This window comes from Bacillus sp. FSL K6-1006 (assembly GCF_038593175.1).
In the GTDB taxonomy this organism is placed as follows: Bacteria; Bacillota; Bacilli; order Bacillales; family Bacillaceae; genus Bacillus; species Bacillus safensis.
Genome location: NZ_CP151970.1, coordinates 3,048,589 through 3,074,543, shown reverse-complemented (window position 1 = coordinate 3,074,543; position 25,955 = coordinate 3,048,589). Strand labels below are relative to the sequence as shown.

General features: G+C 42.2%; 22 protein-coding genes and 1 riboswitch. Of the genes, 17 read left to right on the top strand and 5 right to left on the bottom strand.

Annotation, left to right across the window (positions count from 1 at the left end; translation table 11 throughout):
* The first annotated feature begins 64 nt into the window (after positions 1–64).
* From NSS65_RS16080 to NSS65_RS16065, 4 genes are all read left to right on the top strand, one after another.
* The gene (locus NSS65_RS16080) at positions 65–676 is read left to right on the top strand and encodes a trimeric intracellular cation channel family protein (protein ID WP_024423463.1); all 612 of its coding nucleotides are present in this window, start codon (positions 65–67) and stop codon (positions 674–676) included.
* Between the two features lie 310 nt (positions 677–986).
* Entirely contained in the window at positions 987–3,002 is a 2,016-nt protein-coding gene (locus NSS65_RS16075) for a Na+/H+ antiporter (protein ID WP_326135284.1), read from the top strand.
* Between the two features lie 62 nt (positions 3,003–3,064).
* Positions 3,065–3,934 (top strand): ROK family protein, encoded by an 870-nt coding sequence (locus tag NSS65_RS16070; RefSeq protein ID WP_326135285.1) that lies wholly within the window; start codon positions 3,065–3,067, stop codon positions 3,932–3,934.
* A gap of 69 nt (positions 3,935–4,003) precedes the next feature.
* Positions 4,004–4,849, top strand: a complete 846-nt coding sequence (locus NSS65_RS16065; RefSeq protein WP_034280907.1) for an aldo/keto reductase — start codon at positions 4,004–4,006, stop codon at positions 4,847–4,849.
* 39 nt (positions 4,850–4,888) lie between these two features.
* Here the strand turns inward: NSS65_RS16065 and modB are convergent, their stop codons facing one another.
* The 4 genes from modB to NSS65_RS16045 form a co-directional block, all read right to left on the bottom strand.
* On the bottom strand, positions 4,889–5,554 hold the full coding sequence (gene modB / locus NSS65_RS16060) for a molybdate ABC transporter permease subunit (RefSeq protein WP_034280906.1): 666 nt from the start codon (positions 5,552–5,554) through the stop codon (positions 4,889–4,891).
* Positions 5,554–6,333, bottom strand: a complete 780-nt coding sequence (gene modA / locus NSS65_RS16055; protein WP_326135286.1) for a molybdate ABC transporter substrate-binding protein — start codon at positions 6,331–6,333, stop codon at positions 5,554–5,556. Before modA ends, modB begins: the two co-directional genes overlap by 1 nt.
* Before the next feature lie 115 nt (positions 6,334–6,448).
* Entirely contained in the window at positions 6,449–8,299 is a 1,851-nt protein-coding gene (locus tag NSS65_RS16050) for an LTA synthase family protein (RefSeq protein WP_098677561.1), read from the bottom strand.
* Positions 8,300–8,422: 123 nt separating this feature from the next.
* On the bottom strand, positions 8,423–8,908 hold the full coding sequence (locus tag NSS65_RS16045; protein ID WP_065215168.1) for a metal-dependent hydrolase: 486 nt from the start codon (positions 8,906–8,908) through the stop codon (positions 8,423–8,425).
* A 171-nt stretch (positions 8,909–9,079) separates the two neighbouring features.
* Here NSS65_RS16045 and NSS65_RS16040 point away from each other — a divergent pair, with 171 nt between their 5' ends.
* From NSS65_RS16040 to NSS65_RS16030, 3 genes are all read left to right on the top strand, one after another.
* Entirely contained in the window at positions 9,080–9,508 is a 429-nt protein-coding gene (locus tag NSS65_RS16040; RefSeq protein ID WP_034280901.1) for a MarR family transcriptional regulator, read from the top strand.
* An 81-nt stretch (positions 9,509–9,589) separates the two neighbouring features.
* Positions 9,590–9,733, top strand: a complete 144-nt coding sequence (gene sspJ / locus NSS65_RS16035; protein WP_034280900.1) for a small acid-soluble spore protein SspJ — start codon at positions 9,590–9,592, stop codon at positions 9,731–9,733.
* A gap of 263 nt (positions 9,734–9,996) precedes the next feature.
* A riboswitch (Lysine riboswitch) is annotated at positions 9,997–10,175 on the top strand.
* A 192-nt stretch (positions 10,176–10,367) separates the two neighbouring features.
* A complete protein-coding gene (locus tag NSS65_RS16030) occupies positions 10,368–11,774 on the top strand; it encodes an amino acid permease (protein WP_034280899.1) in 1,407 nt (468 codons plus the stop codon).
* A 243-nt stretch (positions 11,775–12,017) separates the two neighbouring features.
* Here the strand turns inward: NSS65_RS16030 and NSS65_RS16025 are convergent, their stop codons facing one another.
* Positions 12,018–12,956, bottom strand: a complete 939-nt coding sequence (locus NSS65_RS16025) for an iron-hydroxamate ABC transporter substrate-binding protein (RefSeq protein ID WP_342467315.1) — start codon at positions 12,954–12,956, stop codon at positions 12,018–12,020.
* A 258-nt stretch (positions 12,957–13,214) separates the two neighbouring features.
* On the opposite strand from NSS65_RS16025, the gene NSS65_RS16020 reads away from it, so the two are divergent.
* From NSS65_RS16020 to NSS65_RS15975, 10 genes are all read left to right on the top strand, one after another.
* On the top strand, positions 13,215–14,267 hold the full coding sequence (locus NSS65_RS16020; protein WP_034280897.1) for an iron ABC transporter permease: 1,053 nt from the start codon (positions 13,215–13,217) through the stop codon (positions 14,265–14,267).
* The gene (locus NSS65_RS16015; RefSeq protein ID WP_034280896.1) at positions 14,268–15,290 is read left to right on the top strand and encodes an iron ABC transporter permease; all 1,023 of its coding nucleotides are present in this window, start codon (positions 14,268–14,270) and stop codon (positions 15,288–15,290) included.
* Between the two features lie 20 nt (positions 15,291–15,310).
* Positions 15,311–16,126 (top strand): ABC transporter ATP-binding protein, encoded by an 816-nt coding sequence (locus tag NSS65_RS16010; protein WP_041115691.1) that lies wholly within the window; start codon positions 15,311–15,313, stop codon positions 16,124–16,126.
* A gap of 175 nt (positions 16,127–16,301) precedes the next feature.
* Positions 16,302–17,024 (top strand): response regulator transcription factor, encoded by a 723-nt coding sequence (locus NSS65_RS16005; RefSeq protein WP_024423448.1) that lies wholly within the window; start codon positions 16,302–16,304, stop codon positions 17,022–17,024.
* Between the two features lie 3 nt (positions 17,025–17,027).
* Positions 17,028–18,782 (top strand): HAMP domain-containing sensor histidine kinase, encoded by a 1,755-nt coding sequence (locus tag NSS65_RS16000; protein WP_034280895.1) that lies wholly within the window; start codon positions 17,028–17,030, stop codon positions 18,780–18,782.
* A gap of 135 nt (positions 18,783–18,917) precedes the next feature.
* Positions 18,918–20,357, top strand: coding sequence for a glucuronate isomerase (uxaC, locus tag NSS65_RS15995; RefSeq protein ID WP_176967220.1), 1,440 nt, complete (start codon positions 18,918–18,920; stop codon positions 20,355–20,357).
* A 57-nt stretch (positions 20,358–20,414) separates the two neighbouring features.
* Complete coding sequence (locus NSS65_RS15990) at positions 20,415–21,425, top strand: LacI family DNA-binding transcriptional regulator (protein WP_034280892.1); 1,011 nt, start codon at positions 20,415–20,417, stop codon at positions 21,423–21,425.
* Positions 21,426–21,483: 58 nt separating this feature from the next.
* A complete protein-coding gene (locus NSS65_RS15985; RefSeq protein ID WP_070326019.1) occupies positions 21,484–22,941 on the top strand; it encodes a tagaturonate reductase in 1,458 nt (485 codons plus the stop codon).
* Positions 22,938–24,431: an altronate dehydratase family protein gene (locus NSS65_RS15980; protein WP_061110078.1), complete on the top strand. Its 1,494-nt coding sequence runs from the start codon at positions 22,938–22,940 to the stop codon at positions 24,429–24,431. Before NSS65_RS15985 ends, NSS65_RS15980 begins: the two co-directional genes overlap by 4 nt.
* A 20-nt stretch (positions 24,432–24,451) precedes the next feature.
* A complete protein-coding gene (locus NSS65_RS15975; RefSeq protein WP_326135287.1) occupies positions 24,452–25,867 on the top strand; it encodes a glycoside hydrolase family 28 protein in 1,416 nt (471 codons plus the stop codon).
* Positions 25,868–25,955: the final 88 nt, after the last annotated feature.

Genomic DNA, 25,955 nt, shown 5'->3' with positions numbered 1-25,955 from the left:
TGTCAGATATACATTAAGGGAGTAGTGTTAGATGATCAGATAAAGGTAAGGAGATAAGCGGAAAATGGCATGGGAAGTCTTAAGTATCATTGGCATTGTCGCATTCGCTATTAGTGGTGCGATTGTGGCAATGGAGGAAGAGTACGATATTCTTGGTGTGTACATTTTAGGGATTGTGACAGCATTTGGCGGTGGAGCGATTCGGAATCTATTAATTGGTCTTCCGGTGTCTGCTTTATGGTCACAGGGCAAAATGTTTACGATTGCCCTTGTATCCATTACGATTGTGTTTCTTTTTCCAAAGCTTTTGCTCAAGCACTGGAGCACATGGGGAAATTTCTCGGATGCGATCGGTTTAGCAGCGTTTGCGATTCAAGGCGCATTATTTGCTGTGCAAAGAGAACTCCCGCTCAGTGCAGTCATTGTGGCAGCCATATTGACTGGAAGCGGCGGCGGAATTGTGCGTGATTTATTAGCAGGGCGAAAGCCGCTTGTGCTAAAAGCAGAGATTTACGCCGTATGGGCAGCCCTTGGCGGCTTATTCGTTGGACTCGGCTTAGCGCAAGGAGAGCTTGCTTTATATTTGCTGTTTGTCATCCTCGTCGTATGCAGGGTTTGTTCCTACTTATTCAAATGGCGCCTTCCCGCCAGGTCTTATTTTTTAAATAAAGGGTAAAACGAAAAAGGGCGATTCCGCTCTTTTTTTTTGTGTTTAATAAGAGCTGAATATCAGCAGATGATGGAGTTTTCGTGTAAAATAAAAGCAGGGTCTTTTGTTCATCATTTGAACAATACATATGATGAAAATTTTGTCAGCAGGCTGAATATCTGGATTCAGCCTTTTTTTGCCTAGATGGATTGTTATGTGTTGGTTTCACTTTTTGCGGAATACTAAAGAAGCACTTCTGAGCGGACGGATGTAATGAACACATCTTTGCATGTAAGCAAAACTTGACGAAAAATATACATAGGAGGGACATGTACTAGTGGAGATTTTTTTGGCAGTGCTCGTACTACTGGCACTCATTGCAGCATCTAATATTATCAATCGTTTTGTCCCCTTTATTCCCGTTCCGTTAATTCAAGTGGGCTTAGGAATATTGGTGGCAGCTTTTCCTTCAGGTTTACATATTTCTTTAAATCCTGAACTCTTCTTCGTTCTATTTATTGCGCCGCTGTTATTTAATGACGGGAAGCGTACCCCAAGGGACGAGCTATGGAAATTAAGAGCACCGATTCTTCTTTTAGCGCTTGGTTTAGTGTTTGCGACCGTCATTGTAGCGGGATATACCATTCATTGGATGATTCCAAGCATACCGCTTCCAGCCGCATTTGCGCTTGCAGCAATTTTATCACCGACAGATGTGGTGGCAGTAAGTGCTTTATCCAGCCGTGTGAATATGCCAAAGGGCATCATGAGACTGCTGGAAGGCGAAGGGCTGATGAACGATGCATCAGGACTTGTCGCCTTTAAATTTGCCATTGCTGCAACGGTGACCGGAGCTTTTTCAATTGCTCAGGCATCCTTTAGTTTTGTACTGATTGCAGCAGGCGGGTTATTGACTGGATTTATTCTATCCTTTTTTATCATTCGTTTTCGCTATTTCCTCCGCCGTTTAGGAATGGACGATGTCACAATGCATATCATCCTGCAAATCCTTACACCATTTGTGATTTATTTAGTAGCGGAAGAAATCGGTGTATCCGGCATTTTAGCTGTTGTGGCTGGCGGTGTGACACATGCCATTGAGCAAGACCGAATGGAAGCGAATTTAGCCAAGCTGCAAATTGCTTCATCAAACACCTGGAATATTATTTTATTTATTTTAAACGGCCTTGTTTTCGTCATACTTGGACTGCAGATTCCGGATGTTTCCACAGTTATTTTCCAGGATGAAGCCTTTAACAACATGCAGGTGATTGGCTACATCTTAATTATTACACTATGTCTCATGGTGCTGCGGTTCTTATGGGTATGGCTGTTCTGGGCAGGAAAATGGAGTGCAACGAAAAAGCAAAATGTGAAAAAGCCGAAGCTTCGCGCCTCGATGCTCATGACATTCTCTGGTGTCCGCGGGGCTGTGACATTGGCCGGTGCCTTCTCTATTCCATTTACGCTTGCGGACGGATCACCATTTCCAGAGCGGCACTTGATTATTTTCCTCGCAGCTGGTGTGATTTTATGTACGCTCATTTTAGCCAGTGTGTTACTGCCTCTTTTATCAGAGAAAAAAGACAAGCAAGTCGACGTGGACTTGGATACAAAGATTCAGCATGCAAAACGAAAGCTGCTGAGAAGTGCCATTAAAACCTTAAAAGAAGGAATGAATGAGGACAACAGGGAAGTGTCTCTTTCACTCATCAATGATTATAGAATGAAGCTGAGAAATATCCAGCGTGAACCATACCAATTTGGGATGAGAAGACAAGAGCGGAAAATCAGACTGCACGGTATCAAAGCAGAACAGATGAAACTTCAACAATTAATTGAGGAAGAGAAAATTGACAAGGAAGAAGCCTATGAGCTGCAAGAAAGATTTCATGAGCTGGAAATGCTGTATTCAAACTCCTTCAAAATTCGCTTTTCAAAGGTGAAGTTTCTGCGCTTGCTTCAATGGCTGCAATTATGGCGGCCGAATCAGCACATTTCAAGCGGCATTTTAGAAAACGAGGAATCGTACAAACAAATCCGTAAGAAAACCGCTGAAGCTGCAGTAGATTCGATCAAACATCATATGACAGATGAAAACCAACAAACGTGCCACCAAGTCATTGGTTTTTACAATCAAGTGATTTTCCGCTGTGAACACGGTCCAAGCTTCTTCCAGCAAAAAGACCGTTCATTTGACCGGAAGAAAAAAGAGCTGAACTTCCAAGCTGTACAGACGATTCGAAATGAAATTCAAACCTTATATGAAGACGGTGAGATCAATCGTGATATTGCCCATCATTTAAGGGAGTATATCAATGACATGGAAGCTGTTCTGCTCACCAATACGTGATGTTGTCATCTTCTCCCCCATGTTTTATGATGAAGAAAGAGAACAAGCAGGGGGGATCAATGATGGCGTATTATGGAGCAATTGAAGCTGGGGGTACAAAATTTTGTTGTGCAATCGGCAATGAGCATGGAGACATCTTAGAGGAAATGACGATTCCGACAGAGCACCCGGAGAAAACAATACAAAAACTCATTCCATTTTTTGAGCAGCATGACATTGCAGCATTAGGGGTTGGCTCCTTTGGACCCATTTGTGTTCAAAAGGATGATCCTTCATACGGTTATATCATGAACACGCCAAAAGTGGAGTGGAAGCATTATCCGTTCATTCCTGAGCTTGAGAAGCAATTAGGTGTCCCAGTATCCTTTACAACAGATGTCAATGCCGCAGCACTAGGTGAATTAACAAAGGGGGCAGCCAAAGGGCTAAGCAGCTGTTTGTATATCACGGTCGGTACAGGCATTGGTGCGGGAGCTGTTGTGAAAAATGAGCTTCTACATGGCCATTCACATCCTGAGATGGGACATATCCTTATCAGACAGGATGAATCGGATTCGTTTGCAGGTATCTGTCCGGCACATGGAAATTGTTTAGAAGGACTGGCAGCTGGACCAGCGATTGAGAAAAGGTGGGGGAAACCTGCCAAAGAGCTTACGAAGGAAGAAGCGGTTTGGTCACTTGAGGCGGATTATTTAGCGCAGGCGCTTATGCAGTACTCGCTCATTTTAAGCCCAGAGCGCATCATCATGGGCGGAGGCGTCATGAAGCAAAAGCAGCTATTCCCACTAATTCGTGAGAAGCTGGCTGCTTATGTCAATGATTATGTGGACCTGCCGCCGCTTGATACATACATTGTCTCCCCTGGACTTGAGGACAAGGCTGGCATGAAAGGTGCGCTGCTCTTAGCCATCGAAGCGAAGAGAAACGCCTGATAATAGAGTTTTGAAGTACTACATGAGATAATGAAAGAGATGGAATCTATAAAAAAGGTGGTTGTTAAAATGGTCAAAAGCTTGAATGATACCGTAACATTGAATAACGGAGTCGAAATGCCTTGGTTTGGTTTAGGTGTATTCAAAGTGGAGGACGGCAATCAAGTGGTAGATGCCGTAAAAGCAGCCATACGAAACGGATATCGCAGCATTGATACGGCAGCTGTTTATAAAAATGAGACAGGCGTAGGAAAAGCGATTAAAGAATCTGGCGTGAAACGAGAAGACTTATTTATTACGTCTAAAGTATGGAACACAGATCAAGGCTATGACAAAGCGCTTGAAGCGTTTGACGCAAGCTTAAACCGATTAGGTCTTGATTACTTAGACCTCTATTTGATTCATTGGCCTGGACCAAATGCAGATACATTTAAAGACACATGGCGCGCACTTGAGAAGCTTTATAAAGACGGGAGAGTCAGAGCCATTGGAGTCAGCAATTTCTACATTCAGCATTTAGAAGAGCTGTTAAAAGATGCTGAGGTTGTTCCAGCTGTGAACCAAGTTGAATTTCATCCGAAACTGACACTTGTTGAACTGCGTCAATATGCAAAGGAAAAAGGCATTCAAATTGAGGCATGGTCTCCGCTGATGCAAGGGAAGCTATTAGATCATGACGTATTGAAAGACATTGCTGCACGCTACAACAAATCTGTTGCTCAAGTCATCTTGCGCTGGGATCTACAAAGCGGTGTTGTGACAATTCCTAAATCAATCAATGAAGAACGCATTAAACAAAATGCAGACATCTTTGACTTCGAGCTTTCCAAAGAAGACATGGGAAAAATCGATGCATTAAACAATAACGAACGCGTCGGCTCAAATCCAGAGACAATGACGGTTGGGTTTGAATAAATAATAGAATCCTCTTTCTTATATGAGAAAGAGGATTTTTTACGTACTGCTTCGGCGCACAGCCAAGAGCATGATAAAAGATAAGATCACAATACAAATCGTCCAGGCCCAAGCGAGCTCCATTCGTCCAGAATCAATCGCTACATAGATAGCGGTTGGGAGAGTTTGCGTTTTTCCTGGGATGTTGCCGGCAAACATTAAGGTCGCCCCAAATTCTCCAAGGGCTCTGGCAAAGCTGAGGACGCTGCCTGACAAGAGGGAAGGCAGGGCAAGTGGTACTGTAATATAGGCAAAGACTTGGAATGAATGAGCACCATCTACTTTTGCAGCCCCTTCAATGTCTGACTCAATCGTAGAAAATCCAGCTTTTGCTGATTGATACATAAGCGGGAATGCCACAACCGTTGATGCAATTACCGCCGCCCACCATGTGAAAATGACCGGCTGGTGGAAGATCCATTCAATCGCGCCCCCGATCATGCTATGCCTTCCGAATATGACGAGCAATAAGAACCCTACAACCGTTGGCGGGAGGACAAGCGGCATCATCAGGAGTGTTTCTACGATCATTTTCCCTTTAAATGATGTTCGCGCCATCCAATAGCCAATCATTGTACCAAAAACAGTTGCCAGCAGCCCGCTCACAACGGCAACTTGCACGGACAGCCAGATGGGAGATAGAAATTCTTCAGTCAGCATGGGCATTATGTCACTTGAAAGCCGTACTTTTTAAAAATGGATTTGGCTGCTTTTGATTGAAGGAATTGAAAAAAGGACTTGGCTTCCTCTAAATGTTCTGTCCCTTTTACGATCCCTACTGGGTAAATGATCGGGGAATGCATGTCCTGTTTGGCTTCAGCCGCAATCTTTACTTTTTTGGAAACGAGGGCATCTGTCTTATACACAACACCTGCTTCCACATTTCCTGTTTCTACGTAGCTTAAAACCTGCCGTACATCCTTGCCGTACACAGTATTCTTTTTCACTTGATCCCAGATGTTCAGTTTTGTAAAAATCTCTTTGCCGTATGTACCAGCAGGAACGGATTCAGGTGTGCCAAGAGCAACCTTTCCTTTTATGTGCTCGATATCTTGAAAGCTTTTAATAGAGGAAGAGTGATCTTTTGGCACAATGAGTACAAGCTCATTTTGGATGGCATCCTTGATAAAATGTTGATCGATGTCTCCAGATTTCACAAGCTCATCAAAGGGCGCTTCAGCTGCAGAGAAAAAGAGATCCGCCTTTGCCCCTTGCGCAATTTGCTGCTTCAATGCGCCGGATGACCCGAAATTATTTGTTAATGTCACATTCGGATGCTCATCGTTAAAGGCAGATTCAATTTCTTTAAGTGCATCCTGAAGACTTGCCGCAGCTGAAATGACAAGCTCTGTTTTTTTGGTTGTTGTATCCGATGACTTCATCTCTGTTTGACACCCGCTCAGGAGCAAACAGATGGCGATGAAGGCGAAGAACGTATACTTCATGTTCACACCTCTTATTATTCAATATCATCTGTATCCTTTATTATAAGCAAACTTATTTGACCATTCATAGGCTTTCAGTAAAAAGAGAAAAGAAAAAGCCGCCAGAAGGCGGCTTTTATTGCTGATAAAAACGGAGCAAATTCCCATTGATCACTTTGTCTGATAAGGAAAGCTCTTTATTGGCTTTTTCGATATAAGGCTGACACACCTCATCCTGTTCAACAGGTTCTTTTGTTTTTTGATCATAGCAGGTGTTCTTTGTATAGAGATAATCATCTGTAATAAAGTTCCCGTTTCTCAAAACAGCAAAAGGCGTCCGTTCGTTTGAAAATAAATCATTGCCAAATTGAATGGCATCCTTCGTTTCAATACCGAGTAAGTGCAGGAGTGTCGGCTTCACGTCGATTTGCCCGGCTGTTTCAGAGATTGTCTGCGGTGCTTGATCTGTAACTCCCGGAATGTAAATCAAAAAGGGAACACGCTGCAATTTCACAGCATCATACGGTGTAATCTCATCTTTTTTGAGCAGCTCTGCCATTGCCTGATGATGTGCCTCGGAGATGCCATAGTGATCTCCCATGAGAACAAACATTGTATTGTCATACAGTCCTTCTTCTTTCATACGGTCAAAAAAGTTCTTAATGGCTTCATCCTGATAGCGGACGGTCGTCACATAGCGGTTTAAAATGGCGCTGGACGAATCATATTCATCAATCAATTGATCCTTTGGATCAATTTCAAATGGAAAGTGATTGGTCAAGGTAATGAACGTGCTGTAATAAGGCGCCTTCAACTTTTTTAAATAATCAATGGATTGGTCAAAGAAGTCGATATCCTTTAAGCCCCAGCCAGTTGAATTCTGTTCATTGACTTGATAAGAATCGACATCATAAAAGCGGTCAATCCCAAACGATTCATACATCACATCACGATTCCAAAACGTTTTATTATTCGCATGAAATTGGACGGATTGATAGTTCTCTTTTTTCAACTGCTTGTATAACGTGTCGTATTCGTTGTCACTAGCTGTGAAAAAGACAGCGCCGCTGCTAGATGGATAGAGGGAATTTGCGACAATAAACTCTGAATCCGACGTCTTTCCTTGCTCAGTCTGCTGATAAAATTCATCAAAATAAAAACTCTTTTTAGCGAGTTGATTTAAAAAGGGGGTGATGTATTGTCCATTCACCTTTTGATCAACGACAAATTGCTGGGTTGATTCGAGTGAAATGAACACAACGTTCTTGCCTTTAGCAAGTCCAAAATACTCTTCGTTTGGTGCACTGTAATCAGCTTTTGTGTAGTTTGCTACGGTTGAAAGTGTATCTTCATCTGCAAAGGCTTTTTGTCCAATACGCGCTGTTTGGGCAGCGCCGTCATACAGGTGGAACTGGAACAGCCCAAGGTTTCGAACAATCACTTCTCGATCATAAGAGCTTGTCAGAAAGCGAGGGTGATCCAGCATGGCTGAACTGACATGAAACAATAGAAAGCTGCAGCACACGGCATAATATGTTTTGATCGTCTTGAAGGAGGCTTTTGGCGCTAAAGGTTTGCGCTTTAACAGCCAAGCCAGCACCACGAAATCAATGAGCATCAGCAAGAACAGCGGGTGGAATAATTCCGTCATACTGCTGCCCATATCTCCCATGTTTTTCGCTTGGAATAATACAGGGATCGTAATGAAATCAATATAAAATCCATAAAAAATCGTATTCGATATGAGAATCGCCGTCAAAATCAAATTTGCGGTCAATAAAAAAACCTTTTGCTTCGTTTCATTTAAAAAAAGAGCAATCCCAAACAAGGGGAGCAAAAAGCTAAGTGGATTGATCAAAAGCAGCCATTCATGAAACAGATTGGCTGTTCGTATGTGAAATCCGAATTGATAAATGATGTATGTTTTCATCCACATGAAGAGGATGGAGTACACTAAAAACCAGTGATCTTTGAAAAACGCTTTCATTTATGTAGCTCCTCACCATTCTGTATTCAGCTGCAAGGCAAAAACACTTATCTTAAACCTACTAAAAAAATGAGGAATGATCAATTCATATCCTGTGTTTTTCGGAAATCTCTTTTTGATTCATTAGAATGGGATGGATATGCCGCAGATAACAGCGATGTAATAGCAGGTAACGACGGTAAGAGCAGCCAGTACGACTTGTTCTCCTGCGCTGCCTGTTTTGACATAGAAGGGAAGACGCACTTTAATGGAAGCTGGAAATAAAAATTTAATCCCGTTCACTGTTCCTGCATCCAGGATGAGATGGCTTGCCATCCCGACTAGTAAACCGGTACTTAGGCTGTCATTTGGAATGTATGTGGTCGCTAGAAAATAAATGATCAGCAAAAATAATAAACTGTGTGTAAACGTGCGATGACCGAACACACTGCTGATCAGTGCCGAGAGCAGCGGGAATTTTCTGCCGATTTTACTTTTTGTATGGCAAAGGTCAGGGATCAGGGCACCCGCTGATCCAGCAGCAGCCATTGTCACTGGGTCGAATCCATAATAGTAGGCAACGGCTGTGGAGGCGGCAATTCCGCCCATGATGTGTGTTTTTCCTGTCATGATGCGTACTCCTGTTCTATCTTAGTTCAAGTACTCACTATATCAAGGGTGGATTCATTCAGCAAGGCTTATTTTCTAAAGAAAAAGAGGCCAAAAGGGTTGGCTGAATGGAAAAACATTCTATAATAAGGGGGAAGTCATGTTGATACTAACGATAAGGATGCGATTCGGATGGGTAATGCAGACATTTTAAAAGAAATTGTTCTTGTACATTATGAAGTCAGCCGTAAATTAAACCGCAAGTTACTTGAGTTAGAGAAAGACATCACGCCCCCGCAGATATATGCTCTTTCTATTTTGATACAAGGAAAAGTATCACATGCTGAAGAGCTGAAGCAAAGACTCTCCTTAAACCCTGGTGCAGCCTCTATTGCGCTCAATAAATTATGTGAGCAGGGTTATATTCAGAGAGAACGGGACAAGGACGATTCATCACTTGTTCGTTTAGAAGTCACGGAAAAAGGGATGGCGATTTATGAAAAGCATACACGTCTTTTCGGAAAAGTGATTCAGCATATGATGTCAGACTTCACAAAGGAAGATTTAAAAACCTTTCTGTCGTACTTGCAAAAAATGAGACAGACCTTTCATGATGATTGAGCCTCTTCCATTGAATAAGTCTGAGCGCTGTAGCACAAATTAAACAGGCAATCGCATTTTATGAAAAGGGAGGAAACAGCGATGTCATTTTTCCAAAAGGATAAAAAGGCGAAAAGTGAGAAAGACCATCAGCAGGTAGATCAGCTGTTAGAGGAAGCAAGTAAAGAGCTAGCAGGCGACCCGCTACAGGAAGCTGTACAAAAGAAGAAAAACAACCAACAATAAGCAGGTAAAGGGCAGAGAAACAGTTCTCTGCCTCAGCGCGCGGACAAACCCTCGCATTCGGTGTCAGGTCTGCAAAGGTTTTCTATCACGCTGAAAGAAGGAAGACAAAGAACTAAAATAAAGATTATTTTAGCCCTTTGTCAACAATCAGGGGCAGAGAAACACTTCTCTGCCTTTTTTCTATGTTTTTCCCTTTGACAGATGTGAGAATGTTTGATAACCTTCGTGTAGTAAAAATGAATAGAAATCCTCACGCTATGTCTCAGTGAGGTAGAGGTTGCGCGGATGATGAGTCACTCATAGGAGAGATGGAATCGTAGATCATGAGAAAAAAGGCATCAGCGCCGAAGTGTAAAGAGAGCTCCAACTTTCTTTATGCTGGGTCTGCATTGAATAAATGCAGGACTGCCACGTCTTTAAAGCGTGGAGGGCTATCCGGAGATCAAGGTGTATGTTTTGAAAAGCATGGACTTTTGTTCAGGCTTTTTTTTATGTTCTGAGTAACAAAAATAAGGGTATGCTGTTAAAAAGGTAATCCATGATGAACATAAAGAATGCAAGTCATTGCTTCACAAATATATCAATGAAGATACTGCCGGGTCTGGTCCAAAGTGAATAAAACGGAGGTACGGAAATGGAACAGACAAAAAAATGGGGTTTTTGGTTATTGACGGCCTTTGTCGTCGGAAATATGGTAGGTTCAGGCATCTTTATGCTGCCAAGTACGCTTGCCCAGCACGCCAGTCCTTTAGGTGTGACGATGGCATGGCTTGTCACAGGCGGCGGTGTGCTGATGATTGCGCTTGTATTTGGGCATTTGTCCATTCATAAGCCGCAGCTGACGGCTGGACCACAAAGTTATGCAAGGGCGCTTTTTAAAGATCCGAAAAAAGGGAAAGCGGCCGGTTTTACAATGGTTTGGGGATATTGGGTGGCAAGCTGGATTAGTAATGTCGCGATTATTACAAGCCTTGCTGGTTATTTAACGACTTTTTTCCCTATTCTCACCGTGAAGACTGAGGTTTTTACCTTTGGAAAAGAAGCGGTCACACTTGGCCAGCTCATGACGTTTATCGTATGTACTCTTCTTCTATGGGGAACACATACCATTTTAATCACAAGCTTAAGTGCTGCGAGTAAATTGAATTTTATTACAACCTTTTCGAAGGTGCTTGGATTTGTCCTTTTTATTGTTGCGGGATTATTTGCTTTTCAAACGGCATTATTTGAACATTATTACTTCCCGGTTGAAACAGGCGGGGAAGGAGTGCTCGGACTTGGAGGCCAAATTCATCATGCGGCTATTTCCACACTATGGGCATTTATTGGGATTGAATCAGCTGTCATTTTATCAGGAAGAGCATCCTCACAGCGTGATGTGAAACGTGCGACGATTACAGGTCTTTTAATCGCACTTTCGATCTACATGATTATCACATTGATTACAATGGGCGTTCTGCCGCATGATCAACTGCAAGGCTCTGACAAACCATTCGTGGATGTGCTTCAGCTTATTATTGGGCCGGCTGGCGGAATTGTCATGGCACTGCTGGCGATTATTTGTTTGTTTGGTTCGATGCTTGGCTGGATTTTACTTGGTTCAGAAGTACCGTATCAAGCAGCAAAGGCTGGTGATTTTCCAGCAGTATTTGCAAAAACAAACAAAAAAGGAAGCCCTGCTTTCGCTTTGACTGTTACAAATATTATGTCACAGCTGTTTATCTTCTCTGTGATGTCACGTACGATTAATGAAGCTTTTACCTTTTTAACCACATCAGCGACACTTGCGTATCTTATTCCGTATATTGTGTCTTCCATCTACAGCTTTAAGGTCATCATGCAAGGTGACACATATGAGCTTCAAAAAGGAAATCGAACAAGAGACGGCATCATTGCACTTGTTGCGATGGGGTATTCGGCTTGGGTCATTATTTCAGGAACAGCCGACTTGAAAACTTTTGGTCTTGGAATCGGTCTATTCTTAGTGGGTATTTTGCTTTATCCATTCATGTCAAAAGGATTTGCCAAAGAAACGGTATAAGATAAGGAAGACGTTTCTCCATCTCTGGAGAAACGTTCAGCGTGTAGACAAACCCTCGCATTCTTTGTCAGGTCTGCGCTCCGGTGCTCACGAATGTTCAATTCGCTCCGCTCCGGTACTCGTCCTTCCTAGACTGCAAAGGTTTTCTATCACGCTGAAAAGAAGACAAAGGGCTAAAATAAAGCTCATTTTATCCCTTTGTCAATTATTTGGACGTTTCTCCATCTCTGGAGAAACGTTTTTTTATGACGCAGATGTCAACCGGTCCACAATGAACTCTAGCTGACCTTCTAGTGACACTGGGTCATTAAAGAAGTAACCGACTGGATCTATTTCAAATACACGTTTATTTTTGACGGCAGGAAGTGATGACCAAATGCTGCTTTGATAGACTTGGTCACCATTACTTTTTGAACCGCTCCATGGACCTGTGAAAATATAGTCGCCTGCGAATTCTGGCAGCTTCTCAAGAGAAATGTTTGCATAGCCGACACCGCTGTCGATCGCTTCTTTTTTGACGACTTTCGGTGCTTTTAATTTCAGCTCGTCATAAATGATTTCTCCCCCGCGGCCAAAGGTGTTTCCAAAGATATAAATACCTTTATCAAATGGCGATACGATCGAAACCGTTTTGCTGCCGACAGCTTTTGTTACCTTTGGTTTCACCTCAGCAATTTTAGTATCCCATTTCGTGATCCATTCTGTTGCTTTTTTTGGTGTACCTGTCATTTTACCGAATTCTTTTAGCTGGTCTTTGAAGGAATATTGGTTGTATTTAACCGCTACAGTTGGGGCGATTTTTTTGTATTGATCAAACTTCTCGTCTTCTCCCCATGCAATAATCATATCTGGCTTCAAAGCGGCTACCTTTTCGACTGATGGGGTCCTTCCGAGATTCTTCACTCCATCTGTTTTCCCTTTATAAAAAGGGTTTTTAAAGATGGGTGATGTCGTAGCAACCGGCGTCTTGCCGAGTGTAACGAGGTCCCCGTAATAGCTTTCTGCAAGAAGCACTATTCGCTTCGGATTTTTCGGAAGCTTCACTTCTCCTTTGGCATCCTGATATGTGATCATGTCATTCTTTTTCGCTGCAGATTGTTTATTCGAAGTGCTGCCGAAAGCGGCTGTAAAGATCATAAGGATGGATAAAGAAATCAAAAGAAATCCAGTTCGTTTTTTCACAAAAATTCTCTCCTATTCACTTTACTTGATAATGATTCTCATTTTCAATTTTATCGTACCATGATAGGAATAAAAATGCATCGGCTAATTTAGAACCAAAAGAAAAATGATGAAATTCTCACAATTTTTTGCGGAAAATAAAGAAATTTATCAGAACAGTGATTTCAAAAAGAAAAGAAAGTGATATACTAGACTTCGAGATTGATAATCATTATCACTAATAGAGAATAGACATGAACGGAAAGGAAGAGACTGGTTTTGGGCTCACAATCGAATAAACAGCTGCCAGCCAGAGATGATACGATCGATATTGTCACGAAGCCTTTTGGAACAGCAGCTGTTATCATCATAGGAATGATCGCTTTAGCATTTGGTCTTTTTTTATCAGTATCATTAGGAGCGGCAAACATTCATCTACAGACTGTATGGGAAGCCGTTTTTCATTTTGATTCACATCAAACTTCACATCAAATCATTCGGGAATTGAGGCTGCCGCGTACAGTTGGAGCTGCCCTCGTCGGTGCCTTTTTAGCCGTATCAGGTGCCATTATGCAAGGAATGACGAGAAACGCGCTTGCGTCACCTGAGATTATGGGTGTGACAAATGGCTCCGCATTTGCGATTGCCATTGCATTAGCATTTTTCCCTGGCCAATCTTCTTTTACATTAATTCTTTGGTCATTTGTTGGAGCCGCACTCGGTGCCTCTATTGTATTTGGTGTTGGTACTATGTCAAAAGGTGGGCTGACTCCTGTAAAGCTCGCACTAGCTGGTACAGCGGTTGGAGCACTTTTGAGCTCCATCTCCTCAGCCATTGCCATCCGTTTTGACGTCGCTCAAGATATGAGCTTTTGGTATGCTGGCGGAGTGGCAGGTGTGAATTGGAGTAACATTCATATCATCATTCCAGTTGCCATTGCAGGACTAATCATTGCAATGATCCTTGCCCGTTCGATCACGGTTTTAAGCTTAGGTGAAGAACTGGCGAAAGGGCTTGGACAGTATACGAAAACGGTCAAGGTGCTTGGTATAGTGGTTGTTATTCTTTTAACGGGTGCTGCCGTGTCGGTAGCAGGCTCTATTGGTTTTATTGGGCTTGTGATCCCTCATGTCACTCGGTTCTTGGTCGGAGTGGACTACCGCTGGATTATCCCATGCTCCGCTATCTTAGGGGCCACATTGTTAATTTATGCAGACATTGCTGCAAGGCTGGTCAATGCTCCGTTTGAAACGCCAGTCGGTGCCATTACGGCGATTATAGGCGTTCCTTTCTTCTTATACTTAGCTAGACGTGAAAGGAGCGGGATTTAAATGGAAATGGTGCAGCAAGCAAAGAAAAAGAAATATCAACGAACGATGCTCATGATTTTTTTCGCGATCGTAGCTGTGTTTCTCATTAGTTTAAATACCGGAGAAATTCGGATTTCTCCGATGGATACATTGAAAACACTTTTTGGATTCGGAAGTGAAATGGATGAACTCGTATTATTCGAGTTCAGGCTTCCAAGAATGGTCATCGCTTTACTTGTCGGCGCTTCTATCGCTGTATCAGGAGCGATTTGGCAAGGTGTTTCTCAAAATGGTTTAGCTGACCCAGGTATTCTTGGTGTCAATGCCGGTGCAGGCTTTGCCGTTGTGCTATTTATCTTTGCATTTCAAGGCACGATGACAAATTTAGGTGATCTTACGATTTTTATACTGCCGCTTTTCGCGTTCGTAGGTGCAGGCTTTGCTGCATTTCTCATCTATGTGTTAGCGTGGAAAAAAGGCATCACACCTGTTCGATTGATTTTAACTGGTATTGGTGTGAATGCTGCGTTTTCAGCAGCAATTGTGGTCATCCAGTTGAAAATGAGCCCAAATGATTTTAACCAAGCTATCGTGTGGTTATCTGGAAGCATTTATGGCTCGAGCTGGACGTATGTCCTATCTGTTCTGCCATGGATGCTGATTTTCCTTATATTAGCGCTTGTCAGATCACGCTACTTAAACATTATGAATTTAGGTGATCAGCTGTCCTATGGATTGGGCATTTCTGTTCATAAAGAAAGAAGTCTTCTCATGCTGATTGCCGTTGCATTAGCAGGTGCGAGTGTTGCTGTTGCAGGAAGTATCTCTTTCCTAGGATTAGCCGCACCGCACTTAGCTAGAAAGCTTGTTGGGCCAAAGCATCAAGGAATGATACCGGCCTCCGCGCTGATTGGCGCGCTGTTATTATTACTGGCAGATACAATTGGCCGCGTCATCCTTGCACCATCAGAAGTGCCAGTTGGCCTTGTCGTTTCTGCTTTAGGCGCACCTTACTTCATTTACTTATTGATGAAATCGAACTAATGAGGAAGGAGAGACAACATATGAAATCGCTCGAAACAGAAAAGCTTTGTATCGGTTATCAAGACCGTTTGATTGTAGAAGATTTGAATGTCAGCATCCCAAAAGGCAAGGTGACAACACTGATTGGACCGAATGGCTGCGGGAAATCAACCATTTTAAAAACGATGTCTCGTATTATGAAGTCCAATCGAGGAGCTGTTTACTTAAATGGCAAGGCTATCCATGAGACGCCGACAAAAGAAATTTCAAAACAAATGGCGATCTTACCGCAAACGCCCGAAGCACCAAGTGGATTGACAGTGTATGAGCTCGTGTCATATGGACGTTTCCCGCATCAAAATGGGTTTGGCCGTTTATCAAATGAAGATAAACGAATCATTAGGTGGGCACTTGAGGAAACGGGAATGATTGCTTTTCATGATCGGCCAATTGAAGCACTTTCCGGCGGACAGCGTCAGCGTGTATGGATTGCGATGGCACTTGCCCAGGAAACAGAGCTGCTCCTATTAGATGAACCTACGACGTATTTGGATCTTGCACATCAGCTCGAGATTCTTCAGCTGTTAGAACGCTTAAATAGAGAGCAGGGCCGAACTGTGTTGATGGTCATCCATGATTTGAATCATGCGGCGCGTTTTTCACATTACATGATTGCCCTCAATCAAGGGAAAGTCATAAAAGATGGTACGCCTCATGAGGTCATGACCAAAGAGGTACTCAGTCGGGTATTCCATATTGATGCAGAAATTGTGCTTGATCCTAGAACGAATAAGCCGATCTGTTTAACCTATGACTTAATGAATCATGAACGAAAGCTAGAAGCTGTGAATGGATAATAGATGTAAAGGAACCCGGTGCAGCTGCCGGGTTTTTTTGCATGTTTGAAACTTCCTCGTGCTGCCATTTTCTCCAGTTGATATTTTTTCGCTTTTATGCGGAAAAGAGGTACTTTTTTACTTTAGACAATGGTAATATACGGTTAGAGATCATAGCTAGAAAGGAAAGAGATGCGTGGAAACAGCAAAAATATTGATTGCAGATGACGAAGAAGCAATTGTGAAAATGGTTGAACGCGTATTAAAAAAAGAAGGATTCAAGCATATTTATAAAGCCTACCATGCAGATGAAGCATTAGATATTGTCAAAAACGAGGACATCCACCTCTTACTTCTAGATGTAATGATGCCCGGTAAGTCTGGCTTTGACGTTCTGCCTGAAATCAGAAAGTTAACGAAAGTGCCTATTTTCTATTTAACTGCAAGAACGTCTGATGTCGATAAACTGACGGGCTTTGCACAGGGGGCAGATGATTACATCACAAAGCCATTTAACCCGCTTGAGCTAGTGGCTAGAATTAAGGCTCACCTAAACCGAACTTATATCTCCTTACAGGAGGAGCAAGAAGACACTCAAAGCCAATATCATTATGCCCATTTCTCCTATCATCCTCATGCAGCCGAATTGAAAGTAAGAGGAGAGGTGACGGCATGTTCTGCTCAGCTTCTTTCTTTGCTGAAGTACTTTTGTGACCATCCAAATGTGGTTCTCTCAAAAGATCAAATCTATGAGAAAGTATGGGGCGTCCCATCATATGGTGATAACAACACTGTCATGGTTCATATTCGAAAGCTGAGGGAAAAGATTGAATTAGATCCGAGTCAGCCAGAATATATTGTGACGATCCGTGGTATGGGATATAAATTTATACCGCACCCTGCAAAGGTCCTTCAATAATTTATGAATTTACGAGCAAAACTTTTCTTTCACTTTGTCGGACAAATGTTTATTGTGATTGCCATTCTGACGATCGGCAATACGTTCTCTGAGAACTTATATTTAAATAAATACTATGAGAACATGACCGAAACTGGTTTAACAAAAGCTGATGGAGATACACTCATGAGCTGGCTGTATTTTAACGAGGATGGAAAAATGGAAGCCGACGATCAGCTCAAGCAAGCAGTGGAAAAAAGAGACGGCTGGCTGCAAGTGATTGATTCAAAGAAGAATACCGTTTATAGCTATCACCGCCCTAAATCAATTCCAACGTCTTATCAAAAGGATGAAATGATCAAGATCTTTGAAAAAAGAGAATTTAAAGATTACAAGATGTACTTCTGGCCAATTGAGATTGATCAAGAAAGTTTTACTGTGTTATATGGGTTCAAAACGAACAGCACAAAGGTAGCCAATTATCTGAAACAGCACGAGAAAAATTTGGCTGCATTATCTCAATATTCGGTTGAAACAAAAGAATTCTTGAAGAGAATGAATGGATCGGTTCATTTGTTCAATGAAGAAGGAAAATATTTAAAAGGCATTCGGGCCAACACTAGTTTGAAACATAACGTAACAGATGTTGAATTGCTCAAGTATCAATCGAAGCCTTGGGAGTTTAGAAGTGACCTCACTTATATGAAGGTGAATAAAAACCTGTATATCATCGTCTCGGTACCAAATAAAGTATACAGCCCAGACGAGCTTTACGATAAAGAGAGGGACGCTTTAAATCAATATACAACCATCTTAATTGCAGGTCTTGCACTCACTATTATTATTGTCATGACATTGTGGTATTCGTATCGTTATGGGCTGCCAATTTATCACATTATTCGCTGGCTGATTTTCTTATCAAAAAATAAATTGCAGGAACCAACAAATAGAAAGGGAATTCCAGTCAGTAAAAATAAAAAAGGCCGTATTAAGCGGGAATACCGATTATTTGAGGATATCCTAAAAACAATGGATCAGCTCACGCTTACATTAAAAGAGAATGAAGCAAACCGAAGAAAAATTCAAACCACAAGGGAAGAATGGATTGCAGGATTGTCTCATGATTTGAAAACGCCTCTAAGTACGATTTACGGCTATGGACTCATGCTTGAATCCGATCAATATCAATGGTCCAAAGAAGAAGTCATGGAAATGGGACAGGTGATTCGTGAGAAATCAGAATACATGTCGACACTGATTGAGGATTTAAACCTCACGTACCGATTGAAGAATGGTGCCCTGCCTATTAATCGGAAACCGGTTGAACTCAGTGAATTTTTAACTTCCATTATGGACGAGTTTTCAAGAAGCTCTTCATCTGAGGATTATCCATGCTCCTTTGAAGATCAAACAGATGGTGTCATATTTGAGATCGATAAAGCATGGTTCAGACGAGTGATTGAGAACCTGCTGGCGAATGCAGTGAAGCATAACGAAAAAGGCACCCATATTACAGCTGTTTTATCTGAAACAGAGGAAGAAGTTCGGATCGAAATGAAAGACAATGGCCGCGGAATGGCACAGGAAACGGTGGATCACCTATTTAACCGCTATTACAGAGGGACAAATACAAATGATCCAACGAACGGAACAGGTCTCGGGCTTGCGATAGCAAAAGAGCTCGTCTTGCTGCATGACGGTGATATTCAAGTTGAAAGTGAACTAGGCACTGGAACAACTATTGCGATTATCCTAAAAAAATCATCACCTGTAAAATAGCCAAAAAACGATTTTCTTTTCTAAAGGAGATCGTTTTTTCCTGTTTTAGGATTGAAATCAATTTTGTAAACGATTACAATAAAATTGTTAACGTGAACAAATTATTTTTATCTATAAGAGAAATGGGGGAGTTTGATGAAAGCCTTTTTAGATGAACAGTTTTTACTCAACAGTCAGACGGCGGAAAAGCTATACCATGAGTTTGCTAAGGACCTTCCAATTATAGATTACCATTGTCATTTAAGCCCCAAAGAAATCTATGAAAATAAAACCTTCCATAATATCACCGAAGCATGGCTTTACGGAGATCATTACAAATGGCGTGCCATGAGAGCAAATGGCATACCCGAATCGCACGTCACAGGGGATGCCTCAGACTATGAGAAATTTCTGGCGTGGGCGAAGACCGTTCCCATGACCATTGGAAACCCGCTCTATCACTGGACTCATTTAGAGCTGAGACGATATTTTGGAGTTGAAGAACTTTTAAACGAAAAAACCGCACACATCATCTGGCAAAAAGTAAATGAAAAGCTGCAAGGAGAGGGTTTTGGTGCAAGAGATTTCATTGTGAAATCGAACGTTGAAACAGTCGTGACAACAGATGATCCAGTCGACTCGCTTTGCTATCATCAAAAACTGCGGGAAGAAGGATTCACTGTGCAAGTACTGCCCGGATTTCGGCCTGATAAGGCACTTGATATAACGAATCACCTATTTATAGCGTATGTTCACGAACTGGCAGAGGCTTCATCTACTCCAATCCAATCCTACCAAGACTTTTTGAAAGCACTCCGTACAAGAATTGATTTTTTCCATAAACAGGGCTGCCTGATCTCAGATCATGCCATTAACGAAATGACGTTTGAAGAAACGACGGAAGAAGAAGTGGAAGCCATCTTTCATAAAAGAATGTCTGGGCATTCATTGACGGAAAAAGAGAAGATCAAATTTAAAACACAAACATTCATAAAGCTAGGTCAGGCTTACTATGAGCGGGGCTGGGCGATGCAGCTTCATATCAATGCGCTTAGGAACAACAATACGAAAATGTTTGAGCGGCTTGGGCCAGATACAGGGTATGATGCGATGAATGATGAAGACATTGCCAAGCCGCTTTGCAGAATATTGGACCGTTTAGAACAAGAACAGGCACTGCCAAAAACCATTCTTTATTCCTTGAATCCTAGGGATCATGTTGTGATTTCCACATTGGCTGGAAGCTTTCAAGACGGGACGACACCTGGGAAGATCCAGCACGGCACAGCTTGGTGGTTTAATGATACGAAACAAGGGATGACAGAGCAGATGATGGCTCTATCCAGTATTGGGCTGATCAGCCGTTTCATTGGGATGCTGACAGATTCACGAAGCTTTTTGTCGTATACAAGACATGAATATTTTCGAAGACTGCTTTGCGATATCATTGGAGATTGGGTAGAAAAAGGAGAAGCCCCTTATGATCTTGAGCTGTTAGGGGGAATCGTGAAAGGAATCAGCTATGAAAATGCCAGACAGTATTTCCAATTTGACCGGGCAAATCAGCTCAAGCATCACCCAAACAAAATGACATAAAGAAAATGAAAGCGGTTTTATGATAAGATGGTAAAAAATCATAAAAGGCGGAATAGCATGACAGTCACAATTAAAGACATAGCAAAATTGGCAAACGTCTCTCATACCACGGTATCAAGGGCTTTGAATAACAGTCCTTTTATTAAAGAGAAGACAAAACAAAAGATTTTGTCGATTGCAAAACAGCTGAATTATTCACCGAATGTCCATGCGAGAGGCCTAGTATCACAAAAATCATTCACAATTGGTCTGTTTTTTACGAGTTTAACAGAAGGCACATCTTCAAGCTTCTTTGTGGATGCGTTAAAAGGTGTCAACAGCGTCATGACAGAGTATTATAATCTCTTTGTAAGAGGAATTGACGACTTTCACGATTACACAACCATTCATAAACAACGCTACGATGGCATTTTGCTCATGAGTCAAAGCGAACACGATGAAGCATTTATCCATCATGTGAAGAAACAGGGCATTCCCATCATTGTGCTGAATCGCCGTGTAGAAAGTCATGAGGTCATGAATATATTAGCAGATGATAGTCAAGGAGCTTACCAGGCTGCACACCATTTCATTCAGCAAGGTCATGAACAAATCGCCATCATTGAAGGGAAAGAAGGCTTTAAATCAACTCAAGAAAGAAAAGCTGGTTTCCTGCAAGCGTTAATTGATCACCAAATACCTATGAAGAAAGAATATATGATGAAAGGCGACTATCACATGAAAAGCGGCTATGAATCAATGGAATCGCTGCTGGCCCTTGATGATCCGCCAACAGCGCTCTTTTGCTCAAACGATGACATGGCGATTGGTGCAATGAATGCATTATTTGCAAAAGGCAAAACGTGTCCAGGTGATATTTCTATTATTGGTTTTGATGATATTGCCTTTTCATCCTATACCACACCTGCATTGACAACGGTGAAAAAACCGATTGAAAAAATGTGTGCACTTGGAGCAGAAGCTATCCTTTCAGTGATAAACGGTGAAGAGCAAGAAGAAGATCATATGGAAAAAGTGTATGTCCACACAGAGCTGATGATCAGAGATTCAGTCAAAAAGGTGCAGTAATCAGCACCTTCTCAGAAAAATGTTCACGTGTGCATAATACTTGGAGAGGGGAATCCATTTGAAACGATTATCAGAAGCCATATACCCGGCACCTGAGTATCCGGAAACGATTTTGCAGATTGGTGAAGGAAATTTTATGCGAGGATTTATCAATTGGCACATCCAGAAGCTGAACGACTGCACAGATTTTAAAGGAAGAGCGGTTGTTGTTCCTCCTCGAAAAGGATCAGTAGCAGCATTAAATGAACAAGATGGCTTGTACACATTATGTATTCAGGGATATCATGACCAGCAAGAAATGAATGAACGTATGATCATCCAATCGATTAGCAGAGGAATTAGTACGTATACGGATTACGAGGAATTTTTACACGTAGCGGAAAACCCGGATCTCCGCTTTGTTTTCTCAAACACGACAGAGGCAGGACTTGTGCTCAGAAAGGAGGATCGTTTGGAGGATCGGCCGCAAGCCAGTTTTCCAGGAAAGCTGACAGCGTTCTTGTATCACCGGTTTAAAGCATTTGCTGGAGATGAGCAGAAAGGACTGATCATTCTGCCTTGTGAATTGGTTGAACAAAATGGTGATCGATTGAAGGAATATGTGATCAGTATGGCAGCTGAGTGGGAACTGCCGCCTGCGTTTTTTACATGGATTAAGGAAGCCAACACGTTTTGTAATACGCTTGTGGACCGGATTGTCCCTGGATTCTCTAAGAAAGCGGCTGACATCGTACGAAAGGAAGAAGGGTATATCGACGAATTGCTTGTCACGGCAGAATATTATCATCTTTTTGTCATTGAAGCGCCCGCTTTTGTGAAAAAGGAGCTCCCCTTTCAAGAAGCAGGATTAAATGTACTTTTTGTAGAGGATATTGCGCCTTATCGTATGAGCAAGGTACGAATTTTAAATGGTGCACATACGGCGATGGTGCCGATTGCCTATTCATGCGGTTTAGAAACTGTAAAGGAAGCTGTGGATGATGAGCATGTTGGTCCGTTCATCCGGCGTATGCTGGAGGAGGAAGTATTGCCAGGGCTTGAACTCCCTGAAGATGAGCTTCTTCTTTATACACAATCCGTTTGGGATCGTTTTTGCAATCCATTTGTAAAGCATCAATTGCTGGATATTGCGCTGAATGGGGTATCCAAATTCCGAACCCGTAATCTTCCGTCATTGCTTGATTATGTCGAGCGAAAGAAACAGCTGCCAATGAAACTTGTGTTTTCACTTAGCAGTCTCATTTATTTCTACAGAGCACATGCAGGAAGGGTAAAGGATGATGAAACTGTGCTAACGCTCATGAAGGAAGCATGGGACGAGGAAAACCATTCTAATGAAGGAGTTGCAGCGAAAATTCTTTCATGCGAGTCATTATGGGGCAGAGATTTAACAGATATAAATGGATTGAGTCAAGCTGTAGCTGATCAGCTTACCCTCATACAGACGCATGGGATGAGAGCAGCTGTTCATCGAATGATGCTTCATCAATATGAAAGTCAGGGGGAGAAAGCATGAAAGACTTTATTGTCATCCACCCTTCAGATAATGTCGGTATTGCTTTAAAAGGACTTGAGCAAGGGGAGGAGCTGCAGCATCAAGGACATACGATTATCTTAAAAGAGACCGTCGCCAAAGGTCATAAGTTTGCATTGGCTGAAATCAAGCAAAGAGAGAATATTATCAAATATGGCTATCCCATTGGTCATGCAGTGACTGCCATTTCTGCTGGAGAATGGGTGCATACGCATAATATCAAAACCAATCTATCTGGCAAGCTGGAATACGAATACCAGCCTTCATTATCAGAAAACCCCTATGAAAAAACGAATCTTACATTTAAAGGGTATAAACGAAAAAATGGCGGAAGCGGAATCCGCAATGAGCTTTGGATTGTTCCTACCGTTGGATGCGTGAATGGCATCGCCGATCAAATGATCCAAATATTCACCGCTGAAATGGGTGGAAACATCCATCCTTTTGAAACAGCCCTTGTATTAAAGCACAATTATGGCTGCTCACAGCTTGGGGACGATCATGAAAATACCAAAACCATTTTACAAAATGCGGTGAAGCACCCTAATGCTGGAGGAGTACTCGTTCTTGGACTTGGCTGTGAAAACAATGACATTGAAGATTTTCAGTCCACATTAGGTGAATATGACCGTACGAGAGTGAAATTTTTAAGAAGCCAAGAAGTAGGAGATGAGATTGAGACGGGAGTCGCTTTACTCAAGGAAATTTATGATGCGGCGAAAGAAGATCATCGTGAAGACATTCCGTTATCTGAGCTGAAAATTGGCTTGAAGTGCGGAGGATCAGATGGATTCTCTGGTATTACCGCAAATCCGCTTTTAGGCAGACTGTCCGATTTTCTTGTCGCTCAAGGCGGCACGACAGTGTTAACAGAAGTGCCCGAAATGTTTGGTGCTGAAACGATTTTAATGGAGAGAGCAGCATCAGAAGCGACTTTCGACAATATTGTGCAAATGATCAATGACTTTAAACAATACTTCATGGATCATCGACAGCCGGTATATGAAAATCCTTCCCCGGGAAATAAAGCAGGTGGAATTTCGACATTAGAGGATAAATCTCTTGGCTGTACACAAAAAGCAGGTACTTCTGATATTAAAGATGTATTGAAATATGGAGAGCTGCTGAAACAAAAGGGATTGAACCTATTAAGTGCACCTGGTAATGATTTGGTTGCTTCATCTGCACTTGCTGCTTCTGGCTGTCAAATGGTGCTTTTTACAACAGGCAGGGGGACACCCTTTGGTACGTTTGTGCCAACAATGAAAATCTCGACCAACACAGCCTTATATGAAACAAAAAAGCACTGGATTGACTTTAATGCCGGAGAACTGCTTGAAGATGTACCGGAAGATGTTGTATTAGAAAAATTCATTTCAACTGTCATTGATGTGGCGAGCGGGAAGCTGTTAAATCATGAAAAAAACAATTTTAGAGAGCTGGCTATTTTCAAAACAGGTGTCACACTTTAAGGCGACTGGGGGATGAGTACGTGTCTAAAAAACGGGATTTGATGTATATCGCAGCAGGAACGGTACTAACTGGAGTTGGAATTGCTCGTTTAGCAAAGCAAGGGAAGAAAGATAAAAAAGTAAACGGAATTGATCAAGTGCTAAAGCAGATAAAAGCACCGCAGTTCCCAGATCGTGAATTGAATGTGGTGCATTATGGAGCAGATGCGGAAGGGCAAGAGCTTTCTACAAATGCTATTCAGTCTGCCATTGATGATGCCCACCGGTTGAAAGGGGGACGGGTGCTGATCCCAGCAGGGACATTTATGACAGGTGCTTTAGAATTGAAAAGCAATGTAGAACTTCATCTGCATGAGAAAGCCTATGTGACATTCAGCCAAGACCCAAAGGATTACTTGCCTCTTGTACTGACAAGATATGAAGGGGTTGAACTTTATAATTATTCACCTCTCATTTATGCACACCATGCAGAAAACATCGCTATAACTGGAGCCGGAACCCTTGATGGCAGAGGGGATGAGCATCATTGGTGGCCTTGGAAGTATGGGACAAATGGCCAGCCCTCTCAGGATCGGGATCGCCAGCTTTTGTTTGAAATGGCGGAAAAGAGAATACCGGTAGAAGAAAGGGTATTTGGAGAAGGTCATTATTTAAGGTCGAGCTTTATTCAGCCATACCAATGTCAGCATGTGCTAATCGAAGGAGTGACAGTGAAGGATTCACCGATGTGGCAAATTCATCCTGTGTTAAGTGATAACGTCATCGTCCGCGGCGTTAAAATCATTGGGCATGGACCAAACACAGATGGTGTCAATCCGGAATCTTGCCGGAATGTGCTCATTGAAGATTGTTATTTTGATAACGGAGATGATTGTATTGCCATCAAATCGGGCAGAAACGAGGATGGACGGAGAATAGGGATTCCATCTGAAAACATTGTCATTCGTAGAAATGAGATGCGGGATGGACACGGCGGTGTGACGATCGGGAGCGAAATCTCTGGCGGAGTAAGGCATGTTTATGCAGAAGATAATGTCATGGACAGTCCTAACCTTGACCGGGCACTGCGTATTAAAACCAACTCTGTCAGAGGCGGCACCATTGAACATATTTATTTTAAAAACAATACAGTCAAAAGTCTAAAGCATGAAGTGGTCTGTATCGACATGATGTATGAGGAAGGAGATGCTGGTCCGCATCGTCCTGTTGTACGTCATATTGAAGTGGAAGGACTCAAAAGCAGCGGCGGACGATATGGTGTGAAAATAGCCGCATACGCACATTCTCCTGTGACTCACTTTAAAATGAAAGATTGTGTCATAGATGATGTGGCGTATCCATTATCTTTAGAGCATGCCGTTTCTCCTGCTTTTCAGAAAGTCGTCATCAATGGAGAACAAATTAATTCATTGAAGAGTGAAAAACAGTCTTTTTAGAGGCTGTTTTTTTGTTTTATGAACAGAAAAGACGCTTTTAGAAATCACATATACAACCTATCTGCACTGTAGTATAATATTCCCGAAA

What these genes read in the sequence shown, in the direction of transcription:
- NSS65_RS16015 (WP_034280896.1), top strand. Translation starts at nt 14,268, where the DNA reads ATGGAAATGGTGCAGCAAGCAAAGAAAAAGAAATATCAACGAACGATG.
- modA (WP_326135286.1), bottom strand. Translation starts at nt 6,333, where the DNA reads ATGAAGTATACGTTCTTCGCCTTCATCGCCATCTGTTTGCTCCTGAGC.
- sspJ (WP_034280900.1), top strand. Translation starts at nt 9,590, where the DNA reads ATGTCATTTTTCCAAAAGGATAAAAAGGCGAAAAGTGAGAAAGACCAT.
- NSS65_RS16030 (WP_034280899.1), top strand. Translation starts at nt 10,368, where the DNA reads ATGGAACAGACAAAAAAATGGGGTTTTTGGTTATTGACGGCCTTTGTC.
- NSS65_RS15990 (WP_034280892.1), top strand. Translation starts at nt 20,415, where the DNA reads ATGACAGTCACAATTAAAGACATAGCAAAATTGGCAAACGTCTCTCAT.
- NSS65_RS16045 (WP_065215168.1), bottom strand. Translation starts at nt 8,908, where the DNA reads ATGACAGGAAAAACACACATCATGGGCGGAATTGCCGCCTCCACAGCC.
- NSS65_RS16070 (WP_326135285.1), top strand. Translation starts at nt 3,065, where the DNA reads ATGGCGTATTATGGAGCAATTGAAGCTGGGGGTACAAAATTTTGTTGT.
- uxaC (WP_176967220.1), top strand. Translation starts at nt 18,918, where the DNA reads ATGAAAGCCTTTTTAGATGAACAGTTTTTACTCAACAGTCAGACGGCG.
- NSS65_RS16080 (WP_024423463.1), top strand. Translation starts at nt 65, where the DNA reads ATGGCATGGGAAGTCTTAAGTATCATTGGCATTGTCGCATTCGCTATT.
- modB (WP_034280906.1), bottom strand. Translation starts at nt 5,554, where the DNA reads ATGCCCATGCTGACTGAAGAATTTCTATCTCCCATCTGGCTGTCCGTG.
- NSS65_RS16010 (WP_041115691.1), top strand. Translation starts at nt 15,311, where the DNA reads ATGAAATCGCTCGAAACAGAAAAGCTTTGTATCGGTTATCAAGACCGT.
- NSS65_RS16000 (WP_034280895.1), top strand. Translation starts at nt 17,028, where the DNA reads ATGAATTTACGAGCAAAACTTTTCTTTCACTTTGTCGGACAAATGTTT.
- NSS65_RS16040 (WP_034280901.1), top strand. Translation starts at nt 9,080, where the DNA reads ATGGGTAATGCAGACATTTTAAAAGAAATTGTTCTTGTACATTATGAA.
- NSS65_RS15980 (WP_061110078.1), top strand. Translation starts at nt 22,938, where the DNA reads ATGAAAGACTTTATTGTCATCCACCCTTCAGATAATGTCGGTATTGCT.
- NSS65_RS16065 (WP_034280907.1), top strand. Translation starts at nt 4,004, where the DNA reads ATGGTCAAAAGCTTGAATGATACCGTAACATTGAATAACGGAGTCGAA.
- NSS65_RS16050 (WP_098677561.1), bottom strand. Translation starts at nt 8,299, where the DNA reads ATGAAAGCGTTTTTCAAAGATCACTGGTTTTTAGTGTACTCCATCCTC.